Annotated in this window: 18 protein-coding genes; 11 read left to right on the top strand and 7 right to left on the bottom strand. The window is 58.3% G+C overall.

Features of this window, described 5'->3' with window-relative positions:
* Nucleotides 1–40: 40 nt before the first annotated feature.
* Genes AA74_RS0112610 through AA74_RS0112635 form a run of 6 tightly spaced genes read left to right on the top strand, consistent with a single transcriptional unit; the run spans nucleotide 41 to nucleotide 5,781 of the window.
* Nucleotides 41–2,668 carry a fimbrial biogenesis usher protein gene (locus tag AA74_RS0112610; RefSeq protein WP_025912526.1) on the top strand — a complete coding sequence of 876 codons (2,628 nt, stop codon included), beginning with the start codon at nucleotides 41–43 and terminating at the stop codon, nucleotides 2,666–2,668.
* A complete protein-coding gene (locus AA74_RS0112615; RefSeq protein WP_008503167.1) occupies nucleotides 2,669–3,676 on the top strand; it encodes a fimbrial protein in 1,008 nt (335 codons plus the stop codon).
* A 10-nt stretch (nucleotides 3,677–3,686) separates the two neighbouring features.
* On the top strand, nucleotides 3,687–4,232 hold the full coding sequence (locus AA74_RS0112620) for a fimbrial protein (RefSeq protein WP_008503166.1): 546 nt from the start codon (nucleotides 3,687–3,689) through the stop codon (nucleotides 4,230–4,232).
* Between the two features lie 9 nt (nucleotides 4,233–4,241).
* Nucleotides 4,242–4,772 (top strand): fimbrial protein, encoded by a 531-nt coding sequence (locus AA74_RS0112625; protein ID WP_025912527.1) that lies wholly within the window; start codon nucleotides 4,242–4,244, stop codon nucleotides 4,770–4,772.
* Between the two features lie 10 nt (nucleotides 4,773–4,782).
* Entirely contained in the window at nucleotides 4,783–5,484 is a 702-nt protein-coding gene (locus AA74_RS0112630) for a fimbria/pilus periplasmic chaperone (RefSeq protein ID WP_025912528.1), read from the top strand.
* Between the two features lie 9 nt (nucleotides 5,485–5,493).
* Nucleotides 5,494–5,781 (top strand): hypothetical protein, encoded by a 288-nt coding sequence (locus tag AA74_RS0112635; protein ID WP_021242358.1) that lies wholly within the window; start codon nucleotides 5,494–5,496, stop codon nucleotides 5,779–5,781.
* Between the two features lie 101 nt (nucleotides 5,782–5,882).
* Here AA74_RS0112635 and lsrG read toward each other — a convergent pair whose 3' ends face one another.
* Genes lsrG through lsrA form a run of 6 tightly spaced genes read right to left on the bottom strand, consistent with a single transcriptional unit; the run spans nucleotide 5,883 to nucleotide 11,568 of the window.
* Nucleotides 5,883–6,176 (bottom strand): (4S)-4-hydroxy-5-phosphonooxypentane-2,3-dione isomerase, encoded by a 294-nt coding sequence (gene lsrG / locus AA74_RS0112640; RefSeq protein WP_008503162.1) that lies wholly within the window; start codon nucleotides 6,174–6,176, stop codon nucleotides 5,883–5,885.
* Entirely contained in the window at nucleotides 6,173–7,060 is an 888-nt protein-coding gene (gene lsrF / locus AA74_RS0112645; RefSeq protein ID WP_023344950.1) for a 3-hydroxy-5-phosphonooxypentane-2,4-dione thiolase, read from the bottom strand. Before lsrF ends, lsrG begins: the two co-directional genes overlap by 4 nt.
* A gap of 11 nt (nucleotides 7,061–7,071) precedes the next feature.
* Nucleotides 7,072–8,073 (bottom strand): autoinducer 2 ABC transporter substrate-binding protein LsrB, encoded by a 1,002-nt coding sequence (lsrB, locus tag AA74_RS0112650; protein WP_025912529.1) that lies wholly within the window; start codon nucleotides 8,071–8,073, stop codon nucleotides 7,072–7,074.
* Nucleotide 8,074: 1 nt separating this feature from the next.
* A complete protein-coding gene (lsrD, locus tag AA74_RS0112655; RefSeq protein WP_025912530.1) occupies nucleotides 8,075–9,052 on the bottom strand; it encodes an autoinducer 2 ABC transporter permease LsrD in 978 nt (325 codons plus the stop codon).
* Nucleotides 9,053–10,084: an autoinducer 2 ABC transporter permease LsrC gene (gene lsrC, locus AA74_RS0112660; RefSeq protein WP_023326139.1), complete on the bottom strand. Its 1,032-nt coding sequence runs from the start codon at nucleotides 10,082–10,084 to the stop codon at nucleotides 9,053–9,055.
* A complete protein-coding gene (gene lsrA, locus AA74_RS0112665; protein ID WP_025912532.1) occupies nucleotides 10,081–11,568 on the bottom strand; it encodes an autoinducer 2 ABC transporter ATP-binding protein LsrA in 1,488 nt (495 codons plus the stop codon). The genes lsrC and lsrA overlap by 4 nt, the downstream gene beginning before the upstream one ends.
* Before the next feature lie 215 nt (nucleotides 11,569–11,783).
* Between lsrA and lsrR the strand changes: the two genes are divergently transcribed.
* From lsrR to AA74_RS0112680, 3 genes are all read left to right on the top strand, one after another.
* A complete protein-coding gene (gene lsrR / locus AA74_RS0112670) occupies nucleotides 11,784–12,755 on the top strand; it encodes a transcriptional regulator LsrR (RefSeq protein ID WP_008503156.1) in 972 nt (323 codons plus the stop codon).
* A 33-nt stretch (nucleotides 12,756–12,788) separates the two neighbouring features.
* A complete protein-coding gene (gene lsrK, locus AA74_RS0112675; protein ID WP_025912533.1) occupies nucleotides 12,789–14,369 on the top strand; it encodes an autoinducer-2 kinase in 1,581 nt (526 codons plus the stop codon).
* 185 nt (nucleotides 14,370–14,554) lie between these two features.
* Nucleotides 14,555–16,576, top strand: a complete 2,022-nt coding sequence (locus tag AA74_RS0112680) for an NADPH-dependent 2,4-dienoyl-CoA reductase (RefSeq protein ID WP_025912534.1) — start codon at nucleotides 14,555–14,557, stop codon at nucleotides 16,574–16,576.
* Between the two features lie 90 nt (nucleotides 16,577–16,666).
* On the opposite strand, the gene rlmG is transcribed toward AA74_RS0112680, so the two are convergent.
* On the bottom strand, nucleotides 16,667–17,803 hold the full coding sequence (rlmG, locus tag AA74_RS0112685) for a 23S rRNA (guanine(1835)-N(2))-methyltransferase RlmG (RefSeq protein ID WP_008503153.1): 1,137 nt from the start codon (nucleotides 17,801–17,803) through the stop codon (nucleotides 16,667–16,669).
* Between the two features lie 83 nt (nucleotides 17,804–17,886).
* Here rlmG and AA74_RS0112690 point away from each other — a divergent pair, with 83 nt between their 5' ends.
* Nucleotides 17,887–18,390 carry a YgjP-like metallopeptidase domain-containing protein gene (locus AA74_RS0112690; RefSeq protein ID WP_008503152.1) on the top strand — a complete coding sequence of 168 codons (504 nt, stop codon included), beginning with the start codon at nucleotides 17,887–17,889 and terminating at the stop codon, nucleotides 18,388–18,390.
* 70 nt (nucleotides 18,391–18,460) lie between these two features.
* Nucleotides 18,461–19,459 (top strand): Gfo/Idh/MocA family protein, encoded by a 999-nt coding sequence (locus AA74_RS0112695; RefSeq protein WP_008503151.1) that lies wholly within the window; start codon nucleotides 18,461–18,463, stop codon nucleotides 19,457–19,459.
* The last annotated feature ends 81 nt before the right edge of the window (nucleotides 19,460–19,540 follow it).

A 19,540-nucleotide genomic window follows, 5' to 3' on the forward strand; every position in this document is an offset into this window, starting at 1 on the left:
CAAGGAAGGAAGTACTTAGCATTTACTGCAGGGAAAAGAGATGAAACGTAATACATCACTGATTTTTAGCACATTTTCTTTAACATCCCTTACGCCAGTGGCGATGGCGATAGCAGGATTGCTATCGCCATCAGATGCAAGTGCAGAATATTTTTTCAACCCGGCATTTTTGTCTAGCGATCCCTCTGCCGTTGCTGACCTGTCGCGGTTTTCCACCAATGGCCAGGCACCTGGCGTCTATCGTGTCGATCTCTGGCTTAACGGGGCGTTTGTGGCGACTCGCGATATCACCTTTACGGCAAGAAATACGGCGTCGACGGCACAACCGCAGGCGGATGATACCGGTCTGACCGCCTGTTTATCAGCAAAAGCACTGGAAAACCTGGGCGTTAACCTTCAGGCGTTTCCTGCCCTGACGGCGGAAAAGACGGACAGCTGTATTGATATTGCGTCAATCATTCCCGCCTCATCAACTACCTTTGATTTTGAGCATCAGCGGCTGGATATCAGTATCCCGCAAGCCGCCCTGAGGAATAGCGTACGCGGATACATTCCGCCTGAACAATGGGATGAAGGCATTAATGCCCTCCTGCTGAATTATAACTTCACCGGCTCTCGTAGCCGCGATCGGGGGGAGAGCAACTCAACCAGTAAAAGCTATTTCCTCGGGCTTAACAGCGGGTTGAACCTTGGCCCGTGGCGGTTAAGGGATTACTCAAGCTGGAATTATCACAACAGCGATGACTCACGCAGCGACAACTGGCAGCACATTAATACCTATGTTGAACGCGCGGTCATTCCGCTGAAAGGAAGACTGACGCTGGGCGACAGCTACACCCCATCAGACGTATTTGACAGCCTCCCTTTTCGCGGTGCGCAAATCGCCTCTGATGACAATATGCTGCCCGATAGCCTGAAGGGTTTCGCGCCCACGATCCGGGGTATCGCAAAAAGCAATGCTCAGGTAACCATTAAGCAAAATGGCTACACCATTTATCAAAGCTATGTTCCACCGGGTGCATTTGCGATTAGCGACCTGTTTCCCACGTCCTCAAGCGGTGACCTCAGTGTTGAGGTAAAAGAATCTGACGGTAGCATCAACAGCTATTCCGTGCCTTATTCCACCGTTCCCGTACTCCAGCGTGAAGGCCGCGTAAAGTACGCATTAACAGCAGCCGAATACCGCAGCAGCAGCGATCAACAGGACGAGGTTAATTTCGTTCAGGGATCTCTAATCTGGGGGCTTTCGCATGGCTTCACGCTGTATAGCGGATCGCAGATAACCAACAATTACCACTCGCTGGCATTCGGCACCGGCCTGAATATGGGTGAACTGGGCGCTATCTCTGCGGATGTGACTCACGCGAAGAGCACGCTGGCGGATGACAGCACGCATTCAGGGCAATCGATCCGTTTTCTGTATGCAAAATCCCTTAACGGCCTCGGCACTAACTTTCAGCTGCTGGGCTACCGGTACTCGACATCGGGATTCTATTCACTGGATGAAACAGCCTATAAGCAAATGCGCGGCTACACAGGTGACCACGAGGACAACGATACCGAACAGCAAAATCCCTGGATGGATTATTACAATCTGTACTACACCAAGCGAGGAAAGGTTCAGTTCAACATCTCTCAGCAGCTTGGTCATGCAGGTTCGCTCTTTGTCACGGGCAGCCAACAGACCTACTGGCATACCGATGAAAAAAATACGCTACTCCAGGTAGGCTTTAGCGGGACCATTAAAGATGTGTCCTACAGCCTGTCCTACAACTACAACAAATCACCGGGCATGTCGAAAAGCGACGAGATTTACGCGCTGAATTTGTCGCTGCCATTGCGCCTGTGGCTGCGTCCACAAAACGATGTCAGCCAGAAGCATAACTATGCTTATGCCACCTACAACATCAGCACCGACAAAAAGGGTGAAACCTCGCAAAATGCCGGGATCAACGGCACATTGCTTGAGGATAACAACCTGAGCTACAGCGTTCAGGAAGGGTATTCAAGCCAGGGGACAAAATCACAAGGCTCCAGCAGCCTTGAATACGATAGCGCCTATGGCAATGCGAACGTGGGCTATAACTACAGCGGAAACGGCGACTACCAGCAGGTGAACTACGGTTTGAGCGGCGGCGTCATTGCTCACCGGAACGGCATCACCCTTAGCCAGCCGCTGGGTGATACCAATGTGCTGATTGCCGCTCCGGGCGCGAGTAACGTCAAGGTCGAGAACGAGCCGGGTATTCATACCGACTGGAGAGGCTATGCCGTGGTTCCCTACGCGTCCTCGTATCATCTCAACCGCATGGCACTGGACATCAACTCACTGGCTGACGATATGGATATCGATGATGCCGTAACCAATGTGGTCCCAACCCGTGGCGCGGTTGTGCGGGCAACCTTCAAAGCCCGGCCTGGTACGCGTGCGTTAATGACCTTAACCCATCGGGGCAAACCCGTTCCTTTCGGTGCCATGGTGTCACGTGATGACAATGGCAGCGATACGATTGTGGGTGAAGACGGAGAGGTCTATCTCTCTGGCCTGAGCCCGGCGGGAACGCTGAAAATTCAGTGGGGTGAAGGGTCAGACAAGCAATGTAGCGTGAAGTATCAATTACCTGAAAGTAAACAGCCGCTGCTGCGGTTGAAAATGGAGTGTATATAAATGAAATTATGGATGATTTTATTTTATGTGGTCGGGCTGGCATTCTCACCTTATGGAATAGCCGATATTTGTAAAAATGCTAACGGTGGCATCTCGATTGTTAACTATGATTTGACCACCACGCTGAACACCAATCAGAACATTAAAGGTGGCTCCACAGAGCTGGAAAAAAATCAGGATGTGCAGGTTAACGCCACCTGTCCACCGGGTGAGTGGGAAAAACGCACCTATCGCTCCTATTTGAGCCCTTTTCCGGTCGTCAAAACGGATGGTGAATGGAAATATCTCCAGCTTGACCCGGATTATATTATTGGCGCCATGAAAATAAATGACGCAACCATTGGTGAGTTTTATCCCCCCATTGAGTACGTTCACATGGGCGGCCACGATGAAGTGGATACCGGCGGCGTTTTCCCGGTCAACGATAATGACCTGATCTTTAAATTACAAATTGTCAGGCCTTTTATCGGCACCGTGGTTATCCCGCCAAAATTGATGTTCAATGTGTACGTCACCACGACGAATAACGATCGCCTGACCAATATTGTCTACCAGATTACCTACAGTGGCGTCATTACCGTGCCGCAAAACTGCGTCATTAATGCCGGGCAAACCGTAACGGTGGATCTGGGTTCTCTTTATCACGGTGATTTTACGCGCGCCGGGCAGATGCCGGACAACGCTCAACCCAAAACCTTTAATGTGCCCATTGAATGTAATGCTGATGTGAACTCGCCGGCACAATTAACCTTGCGCGTTATGGGCACATCGGACCCTCGCTACCCGGAAGCGCTGGCATCGGATAATCCTGATGTTGCCGTCGTGGTTACCAGTGAGCAAGACAACATATTGAAACCGAATGTCTTTTCAAGTAGCGCACCTTTTACGACTGATGAGGCGGGCAAGGCCAACGTGACGCTGAAAGCATATCCTATCAGCACAACGGGCAATTCCCCGGAACTGGGCGTGTTCACCGCTCTGGCCTTGTTACGCGTTGATTTCGCATAAGGATTGGGTGATGAAAAAGCGCAATTTTCTCCTGTTTCTGCTGGCAAATCTGGCGTTGTCCTTACAGACCGCCAGAGCAGATAATGACAGTTTCAATGTTCAGTTTATCGGCACCATCGTGGGGGAGTCCTGCAACGTCGACACAGGCAGCGTTGAGCAGACGGTCGAACTCGGTGACTTTACCGCGGATGATTTCCCGTCGGTTGGCACCACAACGCCGGATACAAAGTTTGATATCACGTTGAAAGGTTGCACCCGCGCCATTACCGGCACCAAAGTTTGGTTTACCGGGAATGTGGATGCGAACAACCCGACATTGCTGGCACTTTCAGATAACGGAAAGGGAACGCCTGGCAGGATGGCAACGGGCCTCGGCGTTGAGCTACTGGATTCCAATCGCACCCCAATACCGATCAATAATACGGAGTCCTCGCTTTATCCGCTGCTGCCGGGGGATAACACGCTCACGTTTTATTTGCACTATAAATCCACGCTGCCCGTTGTGACGTCAGGAAATGCGACTGCCGTTATGTATTTTGACCTGCTTTATCAGTAAGGAATATGAATGAAACCGTTTCTCCGGTTATTTTTCTTCTGCATTATTCTGATGCACCTGGGCAGTGCGAGTACAATGGCACACGACGGGACCGTTTATATTGTAGGCACCGTAAAAAGCAAAACCTGCATCATATCGCCTGATTCGGAAAATCTTATCGTTCATATGAGCGACGTCGCCACAGGGCAATTTACGAACCAGAAAAATAATACGCCATGGGAACATTTTGCTATCAATCTTGAAAACTGCGGCGCAGGGTTGAATAACATCAGTACCCATTTTGAAGGCACACCCAATCAGGGCAATGCAGATTTGCTTTCGCTGACAGGCGGTCCGGGTTATGCCAGCGGCGTGGCTATCGGTATTTATAATCCGGACAAAACGCTTATACCGCTGGGCGATGAAAGCCAGCTGTTTACGCTGTCAAATAACCAGCTTACTGCCACCCTTGATTTTTATGCCCGTTATCTTGCTGACGGGGGCGCTGTATCGCCCGGAACAGCCAATGCTGCAGCAACCTTTATTTTGACTTATGCCTGATGACACCGTGATGAAACTGCGCATCCTGATCCCTGTTTTAGCACTCTTAACGTTCATCTCTTTTGCGCATGCAGGCGTCGTGATAGGGGGGACACGCTTCGTCTATCCTGAAAAACAGCACTCCATTACCGTTTCAGTGCGCAATAAATCCACGCTTCCCTGGCTGGTCAGCGCAAAAATTTATGCTGGCGGAAACTGGCCAGGGGCAACCTCTGTCCCCCAGGCGACCTCGGCGCTTGTTGCAACGCCCGCGCTTTTTGCACTACAGGGCGGACGCGAAAATAGCATCAGGATTTTTCGTGCCGATGAGGGGTTGCCTGCTGACCGTGAAACGCTTTTCACCCTCAGCATCTCAACCATTCCAGCCAGTAAGACCAGCAGCGACAACGTGCAAATGGCCGTACGTTCGAGCTTCAAAGTGTTCTATCGCCCTGAGGGATTAAACGGCAATCCAGAAAACGCGTATCGGGAAATCCTCTGGTCATATTCAGCAAACCAGCTCGTGGTGAAGAACCCGACCCCCTACTACGTGACACTCTTCCAGACGCGTATTAACAACCAATCCATTGATAACGCGGGCATCATTGCCCCTTTTAGCCAGCGAACAATGGACGAGTGCCAGAAGGCGCCTCGCTGCGAAATACGCTGGCAAACCATAAACGACTATGGCCGGGTTATGCCGCCCGTGGTTAACATCCTTAATCTGAAATGAGTACCCATCATGTTTTTCATAAAGCACCCCTTCCTCGTTCTGACCGTTTTCGTCACACTGACCGCACCGGCGCTGAGCCAGGCCGCTGAGTTTACCGCTGAGCAGAAGACGGAAATCGGCAAAATCGCCGAGGATTACTTTACCGCCCATCCGGAAAAAATGGGTGAAGCGATATCTATCTACCTGGCTAATCATCCTGAGTTTCTGGTTGCCGCGAGCGAAAACCTACGCCAAAGCCAGCAAGCGGCCGCACAAAAAATGAAAGAGATGCAGGACGCAGCCAAAAAAGCGCAGTAAAGCAAAATCAAAAGCCGGGCGGGCTACGCTCATCCGGCCTACAAAACCATTCCACCTTTTCCCCAAAAGCCCGGTAAGCGCAGCGCCACCGGGCAAGACCATTACTCCGGCAATAACCCGACAAAGCTGCGTTTTTTGCGTGGCTCCGACATCAGCTCCTCCAGCTTATCCACGCACGCGAGATAGTGCGGGGTTTGCTTATGCGCCAGCACCGCCTCTTCGTCTTTATAGGCTTCGTAGATAAAGAACCGGGTTTTCACCCTCGGGTCCTGCAATACGTCAAAACGCAGGTTCCCCGGCTCCTGGATTGCGCCCTCGTGGTTGGCGCGAAACACCTCCAGAAACTCGTCCACCCGCTCGGGCTTAATGTTGATCTCTACCAGCGTCACGTTCATTTTGCTTCTCCCTGTTTCTCTTCCTGCCAGAACTGGAACGCATCACGGGCATTCCAGCTATCGTGCACCACTTTCTTCACCGCCTTCAGCATGGCGAGCGGCGCGCTGGACTGGAAGATGTTGCGCCCCATGTCCACGCCGGACGCGCCCTGGTCTATCGCGCGCCAGCACATCTCCAGCGCCTCGTGCTCCGGCAGCTTTTTGCCCCCTGCGATAACGATCGGCACCGGGCAGCTGGCGGTCACTTTTTCAAAACCCTCATCCACGTAGTAGGTTTTGACGAACTGCGCCCCCATTTCGGCGGCGATGCGGCTTGCCAGCGAGAAATACCGAGCGTCACGCGCCATCTCTTTCCCCACGCCCGTCACCGCCAGCGTCGGCATGCCGTAGCGCGCCCCTGCATCGACAAGCTTGATGATGTTGTTGATCGACTGATGTTCAAACTCGCTTCCGATGTACACCTGCGCCGCCACCGCGCAGACGTTCAGGCGCAGGGCATCTTCCATCGCCACCGCCACGCACTCGTTGGAAAGTTCGCCCAGAATCGAGTTACCGCCGGAGGCGCGCAGCACCACCGGTTTGTTCGTCGCGGCGGGCACCTGGCTCCTGAGGATGCCGCGGGTACACATCAGCACGTCGGTTTCACCAAACAGCGGCGCGATAGAGAGGTCGATACGCTCAAGGCCGGTAGTCGGCCCCTGAAAGTAGCCGTGGTCAAAGGCCAGCATCACCGTACGGTTGCTCTGCGGATTGAAGATGCGCGCCAGCCGCGACTGCATGCCCCAGTCCAGCGAGCCGCAGCCCTTCAGGGTGAACGGCACATTTTGCTGCGGCGTGCCGATGCCAAAATCCTTGCCGTCTTTGATGTCGTCTAAATCAGCCATTTGCTCCCCCGTCAGAAATCGTATTTGCTGATGTTCTCTTTGGTGAACACCACGCGTTCCGGCAGCAGCACGATGCCGTTGCCCTTCGCCTCATACTGGTAGCCCTGCACGCTGTTCGGCTCGACCTTCAGCGTCCCGATATTTTTCACGTCCACGCTGTCGCCGACGTTAAGATCGCCTTTTTTCAGCAAACGATCGGCGACATTGACCGCAATTTTGCCCTGTTGCACCACGTCCCACAGGCCGAAGGCCTTCACCGTGCCGCGCTCAACGTACGGGCGCATCACGTTCGGCGTGCTGAACCCGACAATCGCCACCCCTTCCCGCTTCAGGTTTTCTGCCGCCTGCGCGGCAGCAGGAAGCGCGTTGGCGTCCGGGGCGATGACCGCATCCAGATCCGGATAGGCTTTTAAGATCCCTTCGGCGGTCTGCAACGATTTGGTGGCGTCGTTATAGCCAAACTGGGTGGTGACGATCTGCCACTGGGGATGGTCTTTCTCGATTTTGGCCTTCGCCTCTTTCACCCACTGGTTCTGATCGGTAACGGTCGGGCTGGAGTAGAAGAACGCCACTTTCGCGTTCGGTTTGGTGACCTGCTTGCCCGCCATCTCCACCAGCAGGCCGCCCAGCTGTTCCGGCGTGCCCTGGTTGATGTAGATGCTGCGGCACTCCGGTTTGGTGTCGGAATCCCAGGTCAGGACCTTGACGCCGCGCTGCATCGCGCGCTTCAGCGCCGGACACAACCCATCCGGCGACACGGCGGAGACGATAATGGCGTTATAGCCCTGGTTGACGAAGTTATTGATGAGCTGCACCTGGCCGGAGACGCTCGGCTCGGTTGGGCCGTCGTAGGTCACGTCCACGCCAAGATCTTTCCCCGCCTCTTTCGCACCGTTGCCGCCGCTGGTGAAGAAGCCGACGCCCACCAGCTTCGGGATAAAGGCAATGCGGTCCGCCGCCTGCGCCGAAGCGAAGCTGAGGGCCATTGCCAGGACGAGCAGTTTTGTTTTCATCTTACGCTCCGGATAGTTTTCTAAAGAGAGATCGCACCCATTCGCGGTGCAGACTCAGCGAACGCCCCATCACCACCACAACCAGCAGCGCCCCCGACAGCGCGCTCGACACCTGGTTGGGGATGCCGACCATCTGTAAACCCTGTTGCAGGTACCCCACCAGCAGCGCCGCCAGCGCCGTACCGACAACCGAACCTGACCCGCCGTAGATATTGGCTCCGCCGAGCACGGCGGCGGTGAGCGCAGGCATTAAAAGATCGCGCCCCAGATCCGAACGCGCGGAGCCGAAATAGGAGACCATCACCAGCGCGGCAATCGCCGAGGCCACGCCCACCAGGCCGTACAGCATGTAGGGCATGCCGTTCACCGGCAGCGCCGCATAGCGCGCCGCGCGCGGGTTCTGCCCAATCAAAAACAGATGACGGCCAAAGCGCCCGCGGTGGGTAATAAGCCAGAAGAAGACGGTGATTACCGCGAACAAGACCAATGGGATCGGCAGACCCAACACCGTGAGGTTAGCGAACGCCGTGAAGCTGTCCGGGAAGCCGCCGATGCCCTCGTAGCCCGTCGCGCCCGCCATGCCGGAAAGCAGCAGCGCGCCGCCGCCGTAGAGGTAGAGCGTGCCGAGGGTAATGACCAGCGGGCTGATGCCGGTGTAGTGGATCAGCGCCGCGTTTACCAGCCCGCACAGCAGTCCCAGCAGCAGCGTCAGCGGAACGGCGACCGCCATCGGCCACCCGGCCTGCATCATCACCCCCAGCGCAATCGCGCACAGGCCGATGGTCGAGCCGAGGGAGATGTCGATCCCGCCGCTAATGATCACCAGCGTCAGCGGCAGCGCCACGATACCGATGCAGATGAAGTCGCTGGTGCTGAACAGCAGCATGTTGACGTCGAGCATGCGCGGGTTGATGGCGCCAAAGAGCAGGATCTCCAGCACCAGTAAAATGAGCAGCGCGCTTTCCCAGTTAAGCCTCATTTACGCCACCTCTTTTTTACGTTTGGGAAAGGGGGTGACGTGCTTTCCCCCTCTGTTGCCCGGCTGGAAACGACCGTACTTCAGCGCCCGCTGATGCCGCGCCAGCGCCTGACGCAGACGCCCGTCGAGCACCAGCACGCCCAGCAGCACCAGCCCGGCGATAAAGTCGTTCCACCAGGCCGGAAGCCTGAACAGCACCAGCACGGTGTCGATTTGCGTCAGGAAGAAGGCGCCGAGCAGCGCGCCGATCAGCGTGCCCGTGCCGCCCAGCAGTGAAATGCCCCCCAGTACGCAGGCGGCGATGGCCTTCATCTCCAGCCCGCTGCCGGTCTGGTTGGGCACGAAGCCAATCTGTGCGGCAAAGACAATCCCGGCGCAGGCCGCCAGCATGCCGTTGAGGGTAAAGGCGATCATGCGGGTGCGATTCACCGCCACGCCCAGCTGGCGCGCGGCAGCGAGGTTATCCCCCACCGCGTAGAAATCACGCCCGAACGCGGTGCGCGACAGCGTCCACGCGCCGGTGACCACGATAATCAACACCACCATGCCAAGGGGCGACACGCCGATGGCCGCAGGCTCAGAGAGGGATTTCAACCCCGGCGGCAGCCCTTCAATCCACTTTCCGCCCGTCCAGAGCAGCATCGCTCCACGGTACAGCCCCAGCGTGCCGAGGGTGGCGACAATCGCCGGGATGCGTAATCCCACCACCAGAAAACCGTTGAATGCCCCCGCCAGCGCGCCAACTGACAGCGCGAAGAGAATGGAAACGGGCAGGCTGTAGCCACTGTTCAGCGCCACGCCGACGGCGATGGCGGACAGCCCGACGGTCGACCCCACGGAGACGTCGATATTGCGGGTCAGCATCACCAGCGCCGCGCCGATCGCCAACAGGATCAGGATCTGCGAGCTGGCGAAGATCATCCCCAGCGTCTGCAAACTCAGGTACGACGGATTGAGCGCCACCAGCACGGCGAACAGCGCCAGAATGGCGAGAAACGCGCTCAGCTCGCGGTTTTTCAGTAAGATCTTCATGATTGCCCTCCAAACGCCAGCGCCATCATGCGATCGAGGCTGACGGCATGGCGCGGCAGCTCGCCGCTGAGTACGCCCTGATGCATCACCAGCACGCGATCGGCAAGGCCGGGAAACTCATCGAGATCGCTTGAGATCATCAGCACCGCCACGTTCTGCGCCGCCACGCTTTTGATAAGCTGGTAGATATCGGCGCGCGCCGAGACGTCCACGCCGCGCGTCGGTTCATCGACGATCAGCAGTAACGGGTTGGCCTCCAGACAGCGTGCCAGCAGCACCTTCTGCTGGTTGCCGCCGGAGAGCGTGCGCACGGTTTGATCCGCATGGTTGAGCTTGATCCCCAGCGCCCGGTGATAGCGCTCCACCACCGCGGACTCTCTTTTCCGCTGCTGCCAGAGCGACGGCTCGTTCAGCGCCACGGTGTTCCAGCGGATCGGCGCGTCGAGGAACAGGCCGGACACCTGCCTGTCTTCCGGCAGGTAGACCAGGCCTTTGTCCAGACGTGAACTTACCGGTGCGGCGGTGATGTCCTGGTTCTCCAGCCAGACGCGCCCCCCGCGCACAGGCCGCAGGCCATAGAGCGTTTCGGCAAACTCGGTGCGCCCGGAGCCTACCAACCCGGCCAGGCCGACGATCTCCCCGGCGTAGATCTCAAGGCTGAGATCGATAAACCCTTCCCCGGTAAGATCCTCCACCCGCAGCACCGGAAAGTCCTGCGGCTGGGTGCGACGGTTGCCCGGCAGCGCCAGCCACAGCTTTTGCGTATCGCTGAGGGATTTCTCGCGGCTTACCGGCGTCATGGCGGCGATCAGGGCGCTATCGTCAAACTGCGCGGTTTCACCGCTGAGCACCACCGCGCCGTCGCGCATCACCGAGACGTGGCTCGACAGCATGCGAATTTCCGGCAGCTTATGCGAGATAAACACGATCCCGACGCCGAGCGCCTGCAGAGCGCGGATCTGACGAAACAGCCGTTCGGTTTCGCCCGGCGTGAGGGAGGCCGTGGGCTCGTCGAGGATCAGGATCCTGGCGTTGCGCATTAATCCGCGCAGAATCTCCACCATCTGCTGATCCGCCACTTCCAGGGTGCTGGCGGCGGCGTCGAGGTTCAGCCGGCACTGCAGCTGCTCAAGTTTCTCCGCCAGCCGCTTTTCCAGACCGCGCTCGCGCGGCAGGCGGAACAGGATGTTTTCCCGCACCGTCAGGTTGGGGAACAGCAGCGGCTCCTGCGGCACGAGGTAAATGCCGAGCCTGTGCGCCTGCACGGGCGTCAGCCGCGCATATGACTGCCCCTCGACGGAAAGTTCACCCTCATCCGGCGTCTCGACTCCGGCGATGATCTTCATCAGCGTCGATTTTCCCGCGCCGTTCCCGCCCATCAGCGCGTGCACCTGGCCCGCAAGCAGCGTGAAATCAATGCCTTTTAGAACCGGCACGCCTGAGAACTGCTTGCTGATACTTCGCGCGTCGAGAAGTGGGATCATCATCGCTCCGCTATTGAACAAATGATTTTTAGATTTAATAATGTTCAAAAGCGTAGACGGTGAACTATATTTACAACCGTGCAGGGATCACAGTTTTATCGATTGAGATTCAGATAAACCAGAAACGATCGAAATGATCCGTTTTGTCGCGTGGCTCACACTTTCCCTCCGCGTCATCACGAACATATGATCTAAATTTTTATAAGAGTTCAACTATGAGCGATAAACGCACTGCGGAAGAAGGACGGTTTGCCGGGCTGGCGCTGGCGGAAGAGGAGCTGGTGGCGCGCGTGGCCTGGTGCTACTACCACGACGGGCTGACCCAGAACGATATCGGCGAGCGGCTCGGGCTGCCGCGATTAAAAATCTCCCGCCTGCTGGAGAAAGGCCGCCAGTCCGGGGTGATCCGCGTGCAGATTAACTCCCGGTACGAGGGCTGCCTGTCGCTGGAGACCGAGCTACAGCAGCGCTTTGGCCTGAAGCTGGTGCGCGTGATGCCTGCCCTAAATACGCCGCCGATGAACGTGCGGTTAGGTATTGGCGCGGCGCAGTCGCTGATGGGCGTGCTGGAACCCGGCCAGCTGCTGGCGGTGGGGTTCGGTGAAACCACCATGAGCAGCCTGCAGCACCTGAGCGGGTTTATCAGCTCGCAGCAGATCCGCCTCGTGACGCTGTCCGGCGGCGTCGGGCCGTATATGACCGGTATCGGCCAGCTGGACGCGGCCTGCAGCGTCAGCATGATCCCCGCCCCGCTTCGCGTGTCTTCCGCCGAAGTGGCCGGGATCTTAAAACGCGAGACCAGCGTGCGGGACGTGATCCTCGCCGCCACCGCAGCCGACGTGGCGGTAGTTGGTATTGGTTCAGTAAACCAGCGCCGTGACGCCACGATCCTGCGCTCCGGCTATATCAGCGAAGGCGAGCAGCTGATGTACGCCCGCAAAGGCGCGGTCGGCGACATTCTCGGCTATTTCCTCAATGCCGAAGGGGAGTGCGTTGAGGAGCTGGAGATCCACAAAGAATTACTCGGCGTCTCGCTTGATGAGCTGGCGCAGCTGCCCACCATCGTTGGCGTGGCCGGCGGGGAAGAGAAAGCCGATGCGATTTATGCCGCACTGAAGGGTCGCCGTATCAATGGCCTGGTGACGGAAGAGACGACAGCCCGCGCGGTGCTGGCTCTGGCCAAATAAGAGCCCGCCCTGCGCTAACAGCGAGGCAAGCTCATGAGTTACCTTTTAGCGTTAGATGCAGGGACCGGCAGCGTTCGCGCCGTGATTTTCGATTTGCAGGGCAACCAGATTGCCGTCGGCCAGGCCGAGTGGAAGCACCTGAGCGTGGAGAACGTGCCGGGCTCGATGGAGTTCGACCTCGACACCAACTGGCGGCTGGCCTGCCGGTGCATTCAGCAGGCGCTGGAGCGCGCACGGCTTAGCGCGGCGGATATTCAGTCCGTCGCCTGCTGCTCGATGCGCGAAGGGATTGTGCTGTACGACCGCAACGGCGAGGCCATCTGGGCCTGCGCCAACGTCGACGCCCGCGCCAGCCGCGAGGTGGCCGAACTCAAAGAGATCCACGACAACCGTTTTGAATCCGAAGTGTATGACGTCTCCGGCCAGACGCTGGCGCTGAGCGCCATGCCGCGCCTGCTGTGGCTGGCGCACCACCGTCCGGATATTTACCGCAGGGCCGCGACTATCACCATGATCAGCGACTGGCTGGCGGCGAAGCTCTCCGGCGAGCTGGCGGTCGACCCGTCCAATGCGGGCACCACCGGTATGCTGGATCTCTTCTCCCGCGACTGGCGTCCGGCGCTTCTCGACATGGCCGGGCTGCGCGCCGATATTCTCTCTCCGGTAAAAGAGACCGGCACCGTACTGGGTGCTATAACCCGGGAGGCCGCGCAGCAGTGCGGCCTGCGTGAAGGCACGCCGGTGGTGATGGGCGGCGGCGACGTGCAGCTGGGCTGTCTGGGGCTGGGCGTGGTTCGCGCCGGACAAACGGCGGTGCTGGGCGGCACCTTCTGGCAGCAGGTGGTCAATCTGCCGCAGGTACGCACCGACCCCGACATGAACATCCGCGTGAATCCGCACGTCATCCCCGGCATGGTGCAGGCGGAGTCGATCAGCTTCTTTACCGGGCTGACCATGCGCTGGTTCCGCGACGCCTTCTGCGCGGAGGAAAAGCTGATTGCCGAGCGGATGGGGATGGACACCTATTCCCTGCTGGAAGAGATGGCCAGCCGGGTGCCAGCGGGCTCCCACGGGGTAATGCCAATCTTCTCCGACGCAATGCATTTCAAGCAGTGGTACCACGCCGCGCCGTCGTTTATTAACCTCTCCATCGACCCGGAAAAATGCAATAAAGCGACGCTGTTCCGCGCCCTGGAAGAGAACGCGGCGATTGTTTCGGCCTGCAACCTGGCGCAGATTTCACGCTTTTCCGGCGTGACGTTTGAGAGCCTGGTGTTTGCGGGCGGCGGGTCAAAAGGTGCCCTGTGGAGCCAGATTTTAAGCGACGTCACGGGCCTGCCGGTGCGCGTGCCGGAAGTGAAAGAAGCCACGGCGCTGGGCTGCGCGATTGCTGCGGGTACGGGCGCGGGGCTGTTTGCCGATATGGCCTCGACGGGCGAGCGGCTGGTGAAATGGAGCCGCGAGTTCACGCCAAACCCGGCGCACCGCGAGCTGTACGACGGCATGATGCAGAAATGGCAGGCGGTATATGCGGACCAGCTCGGGCTGGTGGACAGCGGACTGACCACGTCGATGTGGCAGGCGCCGGGGCTGGTGCGGGCAGCAGCGCCGTAAATAACGCCGGATGGCGCTACGCTTATCTGTCCCGGGGATTTGTAGACCCGGTAAGCGCAGCGCCACCGGGGAAGTTCTTTGAGATCTATCACAATCATTCGATCCCGCTTTTACCTTTCCGCTACCGCTGGCTAAATTAGTAACTCATCCGACCACATAACAATAATTTTACACTGGAAGAGACTATGAGCCGCTACCCGTCGTTATTCGCCCCTCTCGATCTGGGGTTCACCACACTCAAAAACCGCGTGTTGATGGGCTCGATGCACACCGGGCTCGAGGAGCATCCGGACGGGGCCGAGCGTCTGGCAGCTTTCTATGCCGAGCGCGCGCGCCACGGGGTGGCGCTGATTGTCACCGGCGGCGTGGCCCCTGCCCCTTCCGGCGTCGGCATGGAGGGCGGTGCGGTGCTGAACGATGCAGCACAACTGCCGCATCACCGCATTGTGACCGACGCGGTACACAACGAGGGCGGTAAAATCGCCCTGCAAATTCTGCACACCGGACGCTACAGCTACCAGCCGAATCTGGTTGCGCCATCGGCCATTCAGGCGCCGATTAACCGCTTCACTCCGCATGCTCTGAGCCACGACGAGATCCTGGCGCTGATTGACGACTTCGCCCGCTGCGCCGCGCTGGCGCGTGAAGCGGGCTATGACGGCGTTGAGGTGATGGGCTCCGAAGGCTACCTGATTAACGAGTTCCTCGCCGCCCGCACCAACCAGCGCGACGACGAATGGGGCGGCGACTATGCCCGCCGGATGCGCTTTGCCGTGGAGGTGGTGCGCGCGGTACGTAAACGTGCGGGTGCGGACTTTATCATCATCTTCCGCCTGTCGATGCTCGACCTGGTGGAGGGCGGCGGGACGTTTGACGAAACCGTGCAGCTGGCGCAGGCGATAGAAGCCGCGGGGGCCACCATTATCAACACCGGCATCGGCTGGCACGAGGCGCGCATCCCGACCATCGCCACGCCGGTGCCGCGCGCGGCGTTCAGCTGGGTAACGCGCAGGCTGAAAGGCAAAGTGTCCGTTCCGCTGGTCACCACCAACCGCATTAACGATCCGCAGGTGGCGGACGATGTGATTTCGCGCGGCGATGCCGACATGGTCTCGATGGCGCGCCCGTTCCTGGCCGATGCCGAGCTGCTGTCCAAAGCGCAAAGCGGCCGTGCGGATGAGATCAACACCTGCATCGGCTGTAATCAGGCCTGTCTGGATCAGATCTTCGTCGGGAAGGTCACCTCCTGCCTGGTTAACCCCCGCGCCTGCCATGAAACCAAAATGCCGATCGTTCCGGCGGTCAATAAAAAACACCTGGCCGTCGTGGGTGCTGGCCCGGCAGGCCTGGCGTTTGCGGTCAATGCCGCCTCGCGCGGGCACGGCGTGACGCTGTTTGATGCGTTGGGAGAGATTGGCGGGCAGTTTAATATCGCCAAACTGATCCCCGGCAAAGAGGAGTTCTACGAAACGCTGCGCTACTACCGCCGGATGATCGAGCTGACGGGCGTCGAGCTGCGGCTTAACCAGTTTGTCCGCGCGGCGGATCTGACTGATTTCGATGAGGTGATCCTGGCGAGCGGGATCGTACCGCGCACGCCTGCGATCGAGGGTATCGATCATCCAAAAGTGCTGAGCTATCTCGACGTGCTGCGTGACAAAGCGCCGGTTGGCGAGAAGGTGGCGATTATCGGCTGCGGCGGGATCGGTTTTGACACCGCGATGTATTTAAGCCAGCCGGGCGAAGCCACCAGCCAGAACATTGCCGAATTCTGCGTGGAATGGGGTATCGACACCAGCCTCAGCCAGTCCGGCGGCCTGCGACCCGAAGGGCCACAGCTGCCGAAAAGCCCGCGCCAGATCGTGATGCTGCAGCGTAAAGCCAGCAAACCGGGCGAAGGGCTGGGGAAAACCACCGGCTGGATCCACCGCGCCACCCTGCTCTCGCGCGGGGTGAAGATGATCCCGGCGGTGAGCTACCAGAAGATCGACGACGACGGGCTGCACGTCACGATCGGCGGCGAGCCGCAGCTGCTGCGCGTGGATCATGTGATTTTGTGTGCCGGGCAGGAGCCGAAGCGGGATCTGGCGGATCCGCTGCGCGAGGCCGGTAAAACGGTGCATCTGATTGGCGGGTGCGACGTGGCGATGGAGCTGGATGCGCGGCGGGCAATTGCGCAGGGGACGAAGTTAGCTCTGGCGATCTAGGGCATTGCCGGGCGGCGCTTCGCTTGCCCGGCCTACGGGTTCGAGGCCACTGTAGGCCCGGTAAGCGCAGCGCCACCGGGCAAAACCATCTTAACGACGACGTCCCAGCTTCACCGACTTCAGCACCACAAACTTATTGTTCGTCGCAATGGTGACGCAGTTACCGAAAATCTTCTTCAGCTTGTGGAAGTAGTCCAGGTGGCGGTTCGCCACGATATACAGCTCGCCGTTAATCTTCAGGCAGCGGCGCGCGTGGTGGAACATCTCCCACGCGACGTTATCCGTCAGAGCGTGCTTCTGGTGGAACGGCGGGTTACAGAACACGGCGTTGAAGCGGAACGGCTCTACCCCCGACAGCGCGTTGTTGATCATAAACTCGCAGCGGTCCAGCGCGTCCGGCATGTTCGTTTCAACGTTCAGACGGCTGGAGGCCACTGCCATCGGCGATTCGTCGCTGAACACCACGCTGGCCTCCGGGTTCTTCGCCAGCAGCGTCAGGCCAATCACGCCGTTGCCGCAGCCCAGATCGACAATTTCCCCTTCCAGATTTTCCGGCAGGTGTTCCATAAAGAAACGCGCCCCGATATCCAGACCGGTACGGGAGAAGACGTTCGCATGGTTGTGGATGGTCCAGTCGGTCCCTTCCAGTTTCCAGCTCAGCGTGTCCGGCGCGTCGGCCAGCTCGGGTGCGGCGAACGTACAGTTGATCAGGCGCGCTTTTTTCCAGGCCAGCGTCGTGGTGGTTGGGCCAAGGACCTTCTCAAACAGCTCCAGCGTCGAAGTGTGAATATCACGCGCTTTGGCACCCGCGATGATGCGGGTTTCTGGCGTGACGACCTTACGCAGCGCGCGCAGCTGTTGCTCCAGCAGCGCCATGGTTTTTGGCACTTTGATGAGCACCACGCCCGGCGCCTGTGGGTAGTCCGCGGTGCTGTCGAGGAACTTCACGCTGGATTCGTCGATGTCGTTATGGCGCAGGTTTTCACGCGTCGCCAGCTCGCTTAAGTAGGAATCGCCGATGCTGTATGGCGTGTGCTCCGCCAGGGCGCAGCCCAGCGCGCCGAAGGCGTCATTCAGGATCAAAACCGGGCCGCGGATTTCAGTCTCATCCAACTGCTGCAGCAGATATTCATCCGCCGCTTCCCACGCCTGAAGCGGGTTAACGTCGTCCGTTTCCGGGAAACGTTTAAGGTTGAGTGAACGGAAACCGTTGTCTAAGTGGCTCATCGGCCCTCCTGAATGGTAAAATTTGGCGTATCCCTGAAAAGGGTGCGTGAGTATACCCGTTTTATTGTCGATTTGGGGCGTTGATGAACCAACTTACTTATCTCCAGGGCTACCCGGAGCATTTACTTTCTCAGGTTCGCAGCCTGATTGCCGAGCAGAAGCTCGGCGCGGTGCTGGAAAAACGCTACCCCGGCACCCACGATTTCGCGACCGATAAAGCCCTCTGGCAGTATACGCAGGATCTGAAAAACCGGTATTTGAAGAGCGCGCCGCCGATCAACAAGGTGATGTACGACAACAAGATCCACGTGCTGAAAAACGCGCTCGGCCTGCACACCGCCGTCTCCCGCGTGCAGGGCGGCAAGCTGAAGGCCAAGGCGGAGATCCGCGTCGCGACGGTTTTTCGTAACGCGCCGGAAGCCTTTCTGCGGATGATTGTGGTGCACGAACTCGCACACCTGAAAGAGAAAGAGCACGACAAAGCGTTCTATTCTCTGTGCTGCCATATGGAGCCGCAGTACCACCAGCTGGAGTTTGATACCCGGCTGTGGCTTACGCATTTATCGTTAAAAGGTAATGCGGAATAGCGCACGCGAATTGTCATGATGACGTGCTACAGTGGCTAAAGGTTCCCCGCTACGGAGTACGTAAACGTTTATGATACGTTTCGCAGTCATTGGAACGAACTGGATCACGCGCCAGTTCGTCGACGCCGCCCACGAAACCGGCAAACTGAAACTTACCGCAGTCTATTCCCGCAGCCTTGAGCAGGCGCAGAGTTTTGCCAACGATTACCTCGTCGAGCATCTCTTCACCTCGCTTGATGACATGGCGCAAAGCGACGCCATTGACGCGGTCTATATCGCCAGCCCGAACGCCCTGCACTTCCCGCAAACGAAGCTGTTCCTCAGCCATAAAAAGCATGTGATTTGCGAGAAGCCGCTGGCGTCGAACATCGAAGAAGTGGAAGCCGCCATCGCGCTTGCCCGCGAAAACCAGGTGGTGCTGTTCGAAGCGTTCAAAACCGCCAGCCTGCCGAACTTCCTGCTGCTGCAGCAGTCCCTCCCGAAGGTGGGCAAAGTGCGCAAAGCGTTTATCAACTACTGCCAGTACTCGTCGCGCTACCAGCGCTATCTCGACGGCGAGAACCCGAACACCTTTAACCCGGCCTTCTCGAACGGCTCGATTATGGATATCGGTTTCTACTGCCTGGCCTCTGCCGTGGCCCTGTGGGGCGAGCCGCACGGCGTCACGGCCACCGCCAGCCTGCTGGAGAGCGGCGTGGATGCGCACGGTGTCGCGGTGCTGGATTACGGTGATTTCAGCGTGACGCTGCAGCACTCCAAGGTGAGCGATTCTGTCCTGCCGAGCGAAATTCAGGGCGAAGCGGGCTCGCTGGTTATCGAGAAGATCGCCGAGTGCCAGAAGGTGAGCTTTGTCCCGCGCGGCGGCAAAGCGCAGGAGCTGACGCAGCCTCAGCATATTAACACTATGCTCTATGAGGCAGAGGTCTTCGCCCGTCTGGTGGAAGACAACGAAGTGAATCACCCAGGCCTTGCGGTGAGCCGCACCACGGCGAAGCTGCAAACGGAGATCCGCCGTCAGACCGGCGTGGTGTTCCCGGCAGACGGCGTGAGCGCGGAAGTTATCGCGTAAAGCTGTGTAATGAAACGGCGCAGACCATTGACGAAACCGATGGTCTGACATATTTTGTTACCTGCAAAGGGGAGTAACTTC

This window comes from Enterobacter sp. 5-4 (assembly GCF_000612205.1).
GTDB classification, from domain to species: Bacteria; Pseudomonadota; Gammaproteobacteria; order Enterobacterales; family Enterobacteriaceae; genus Enterobacter; species Enterobacter roggenkampii.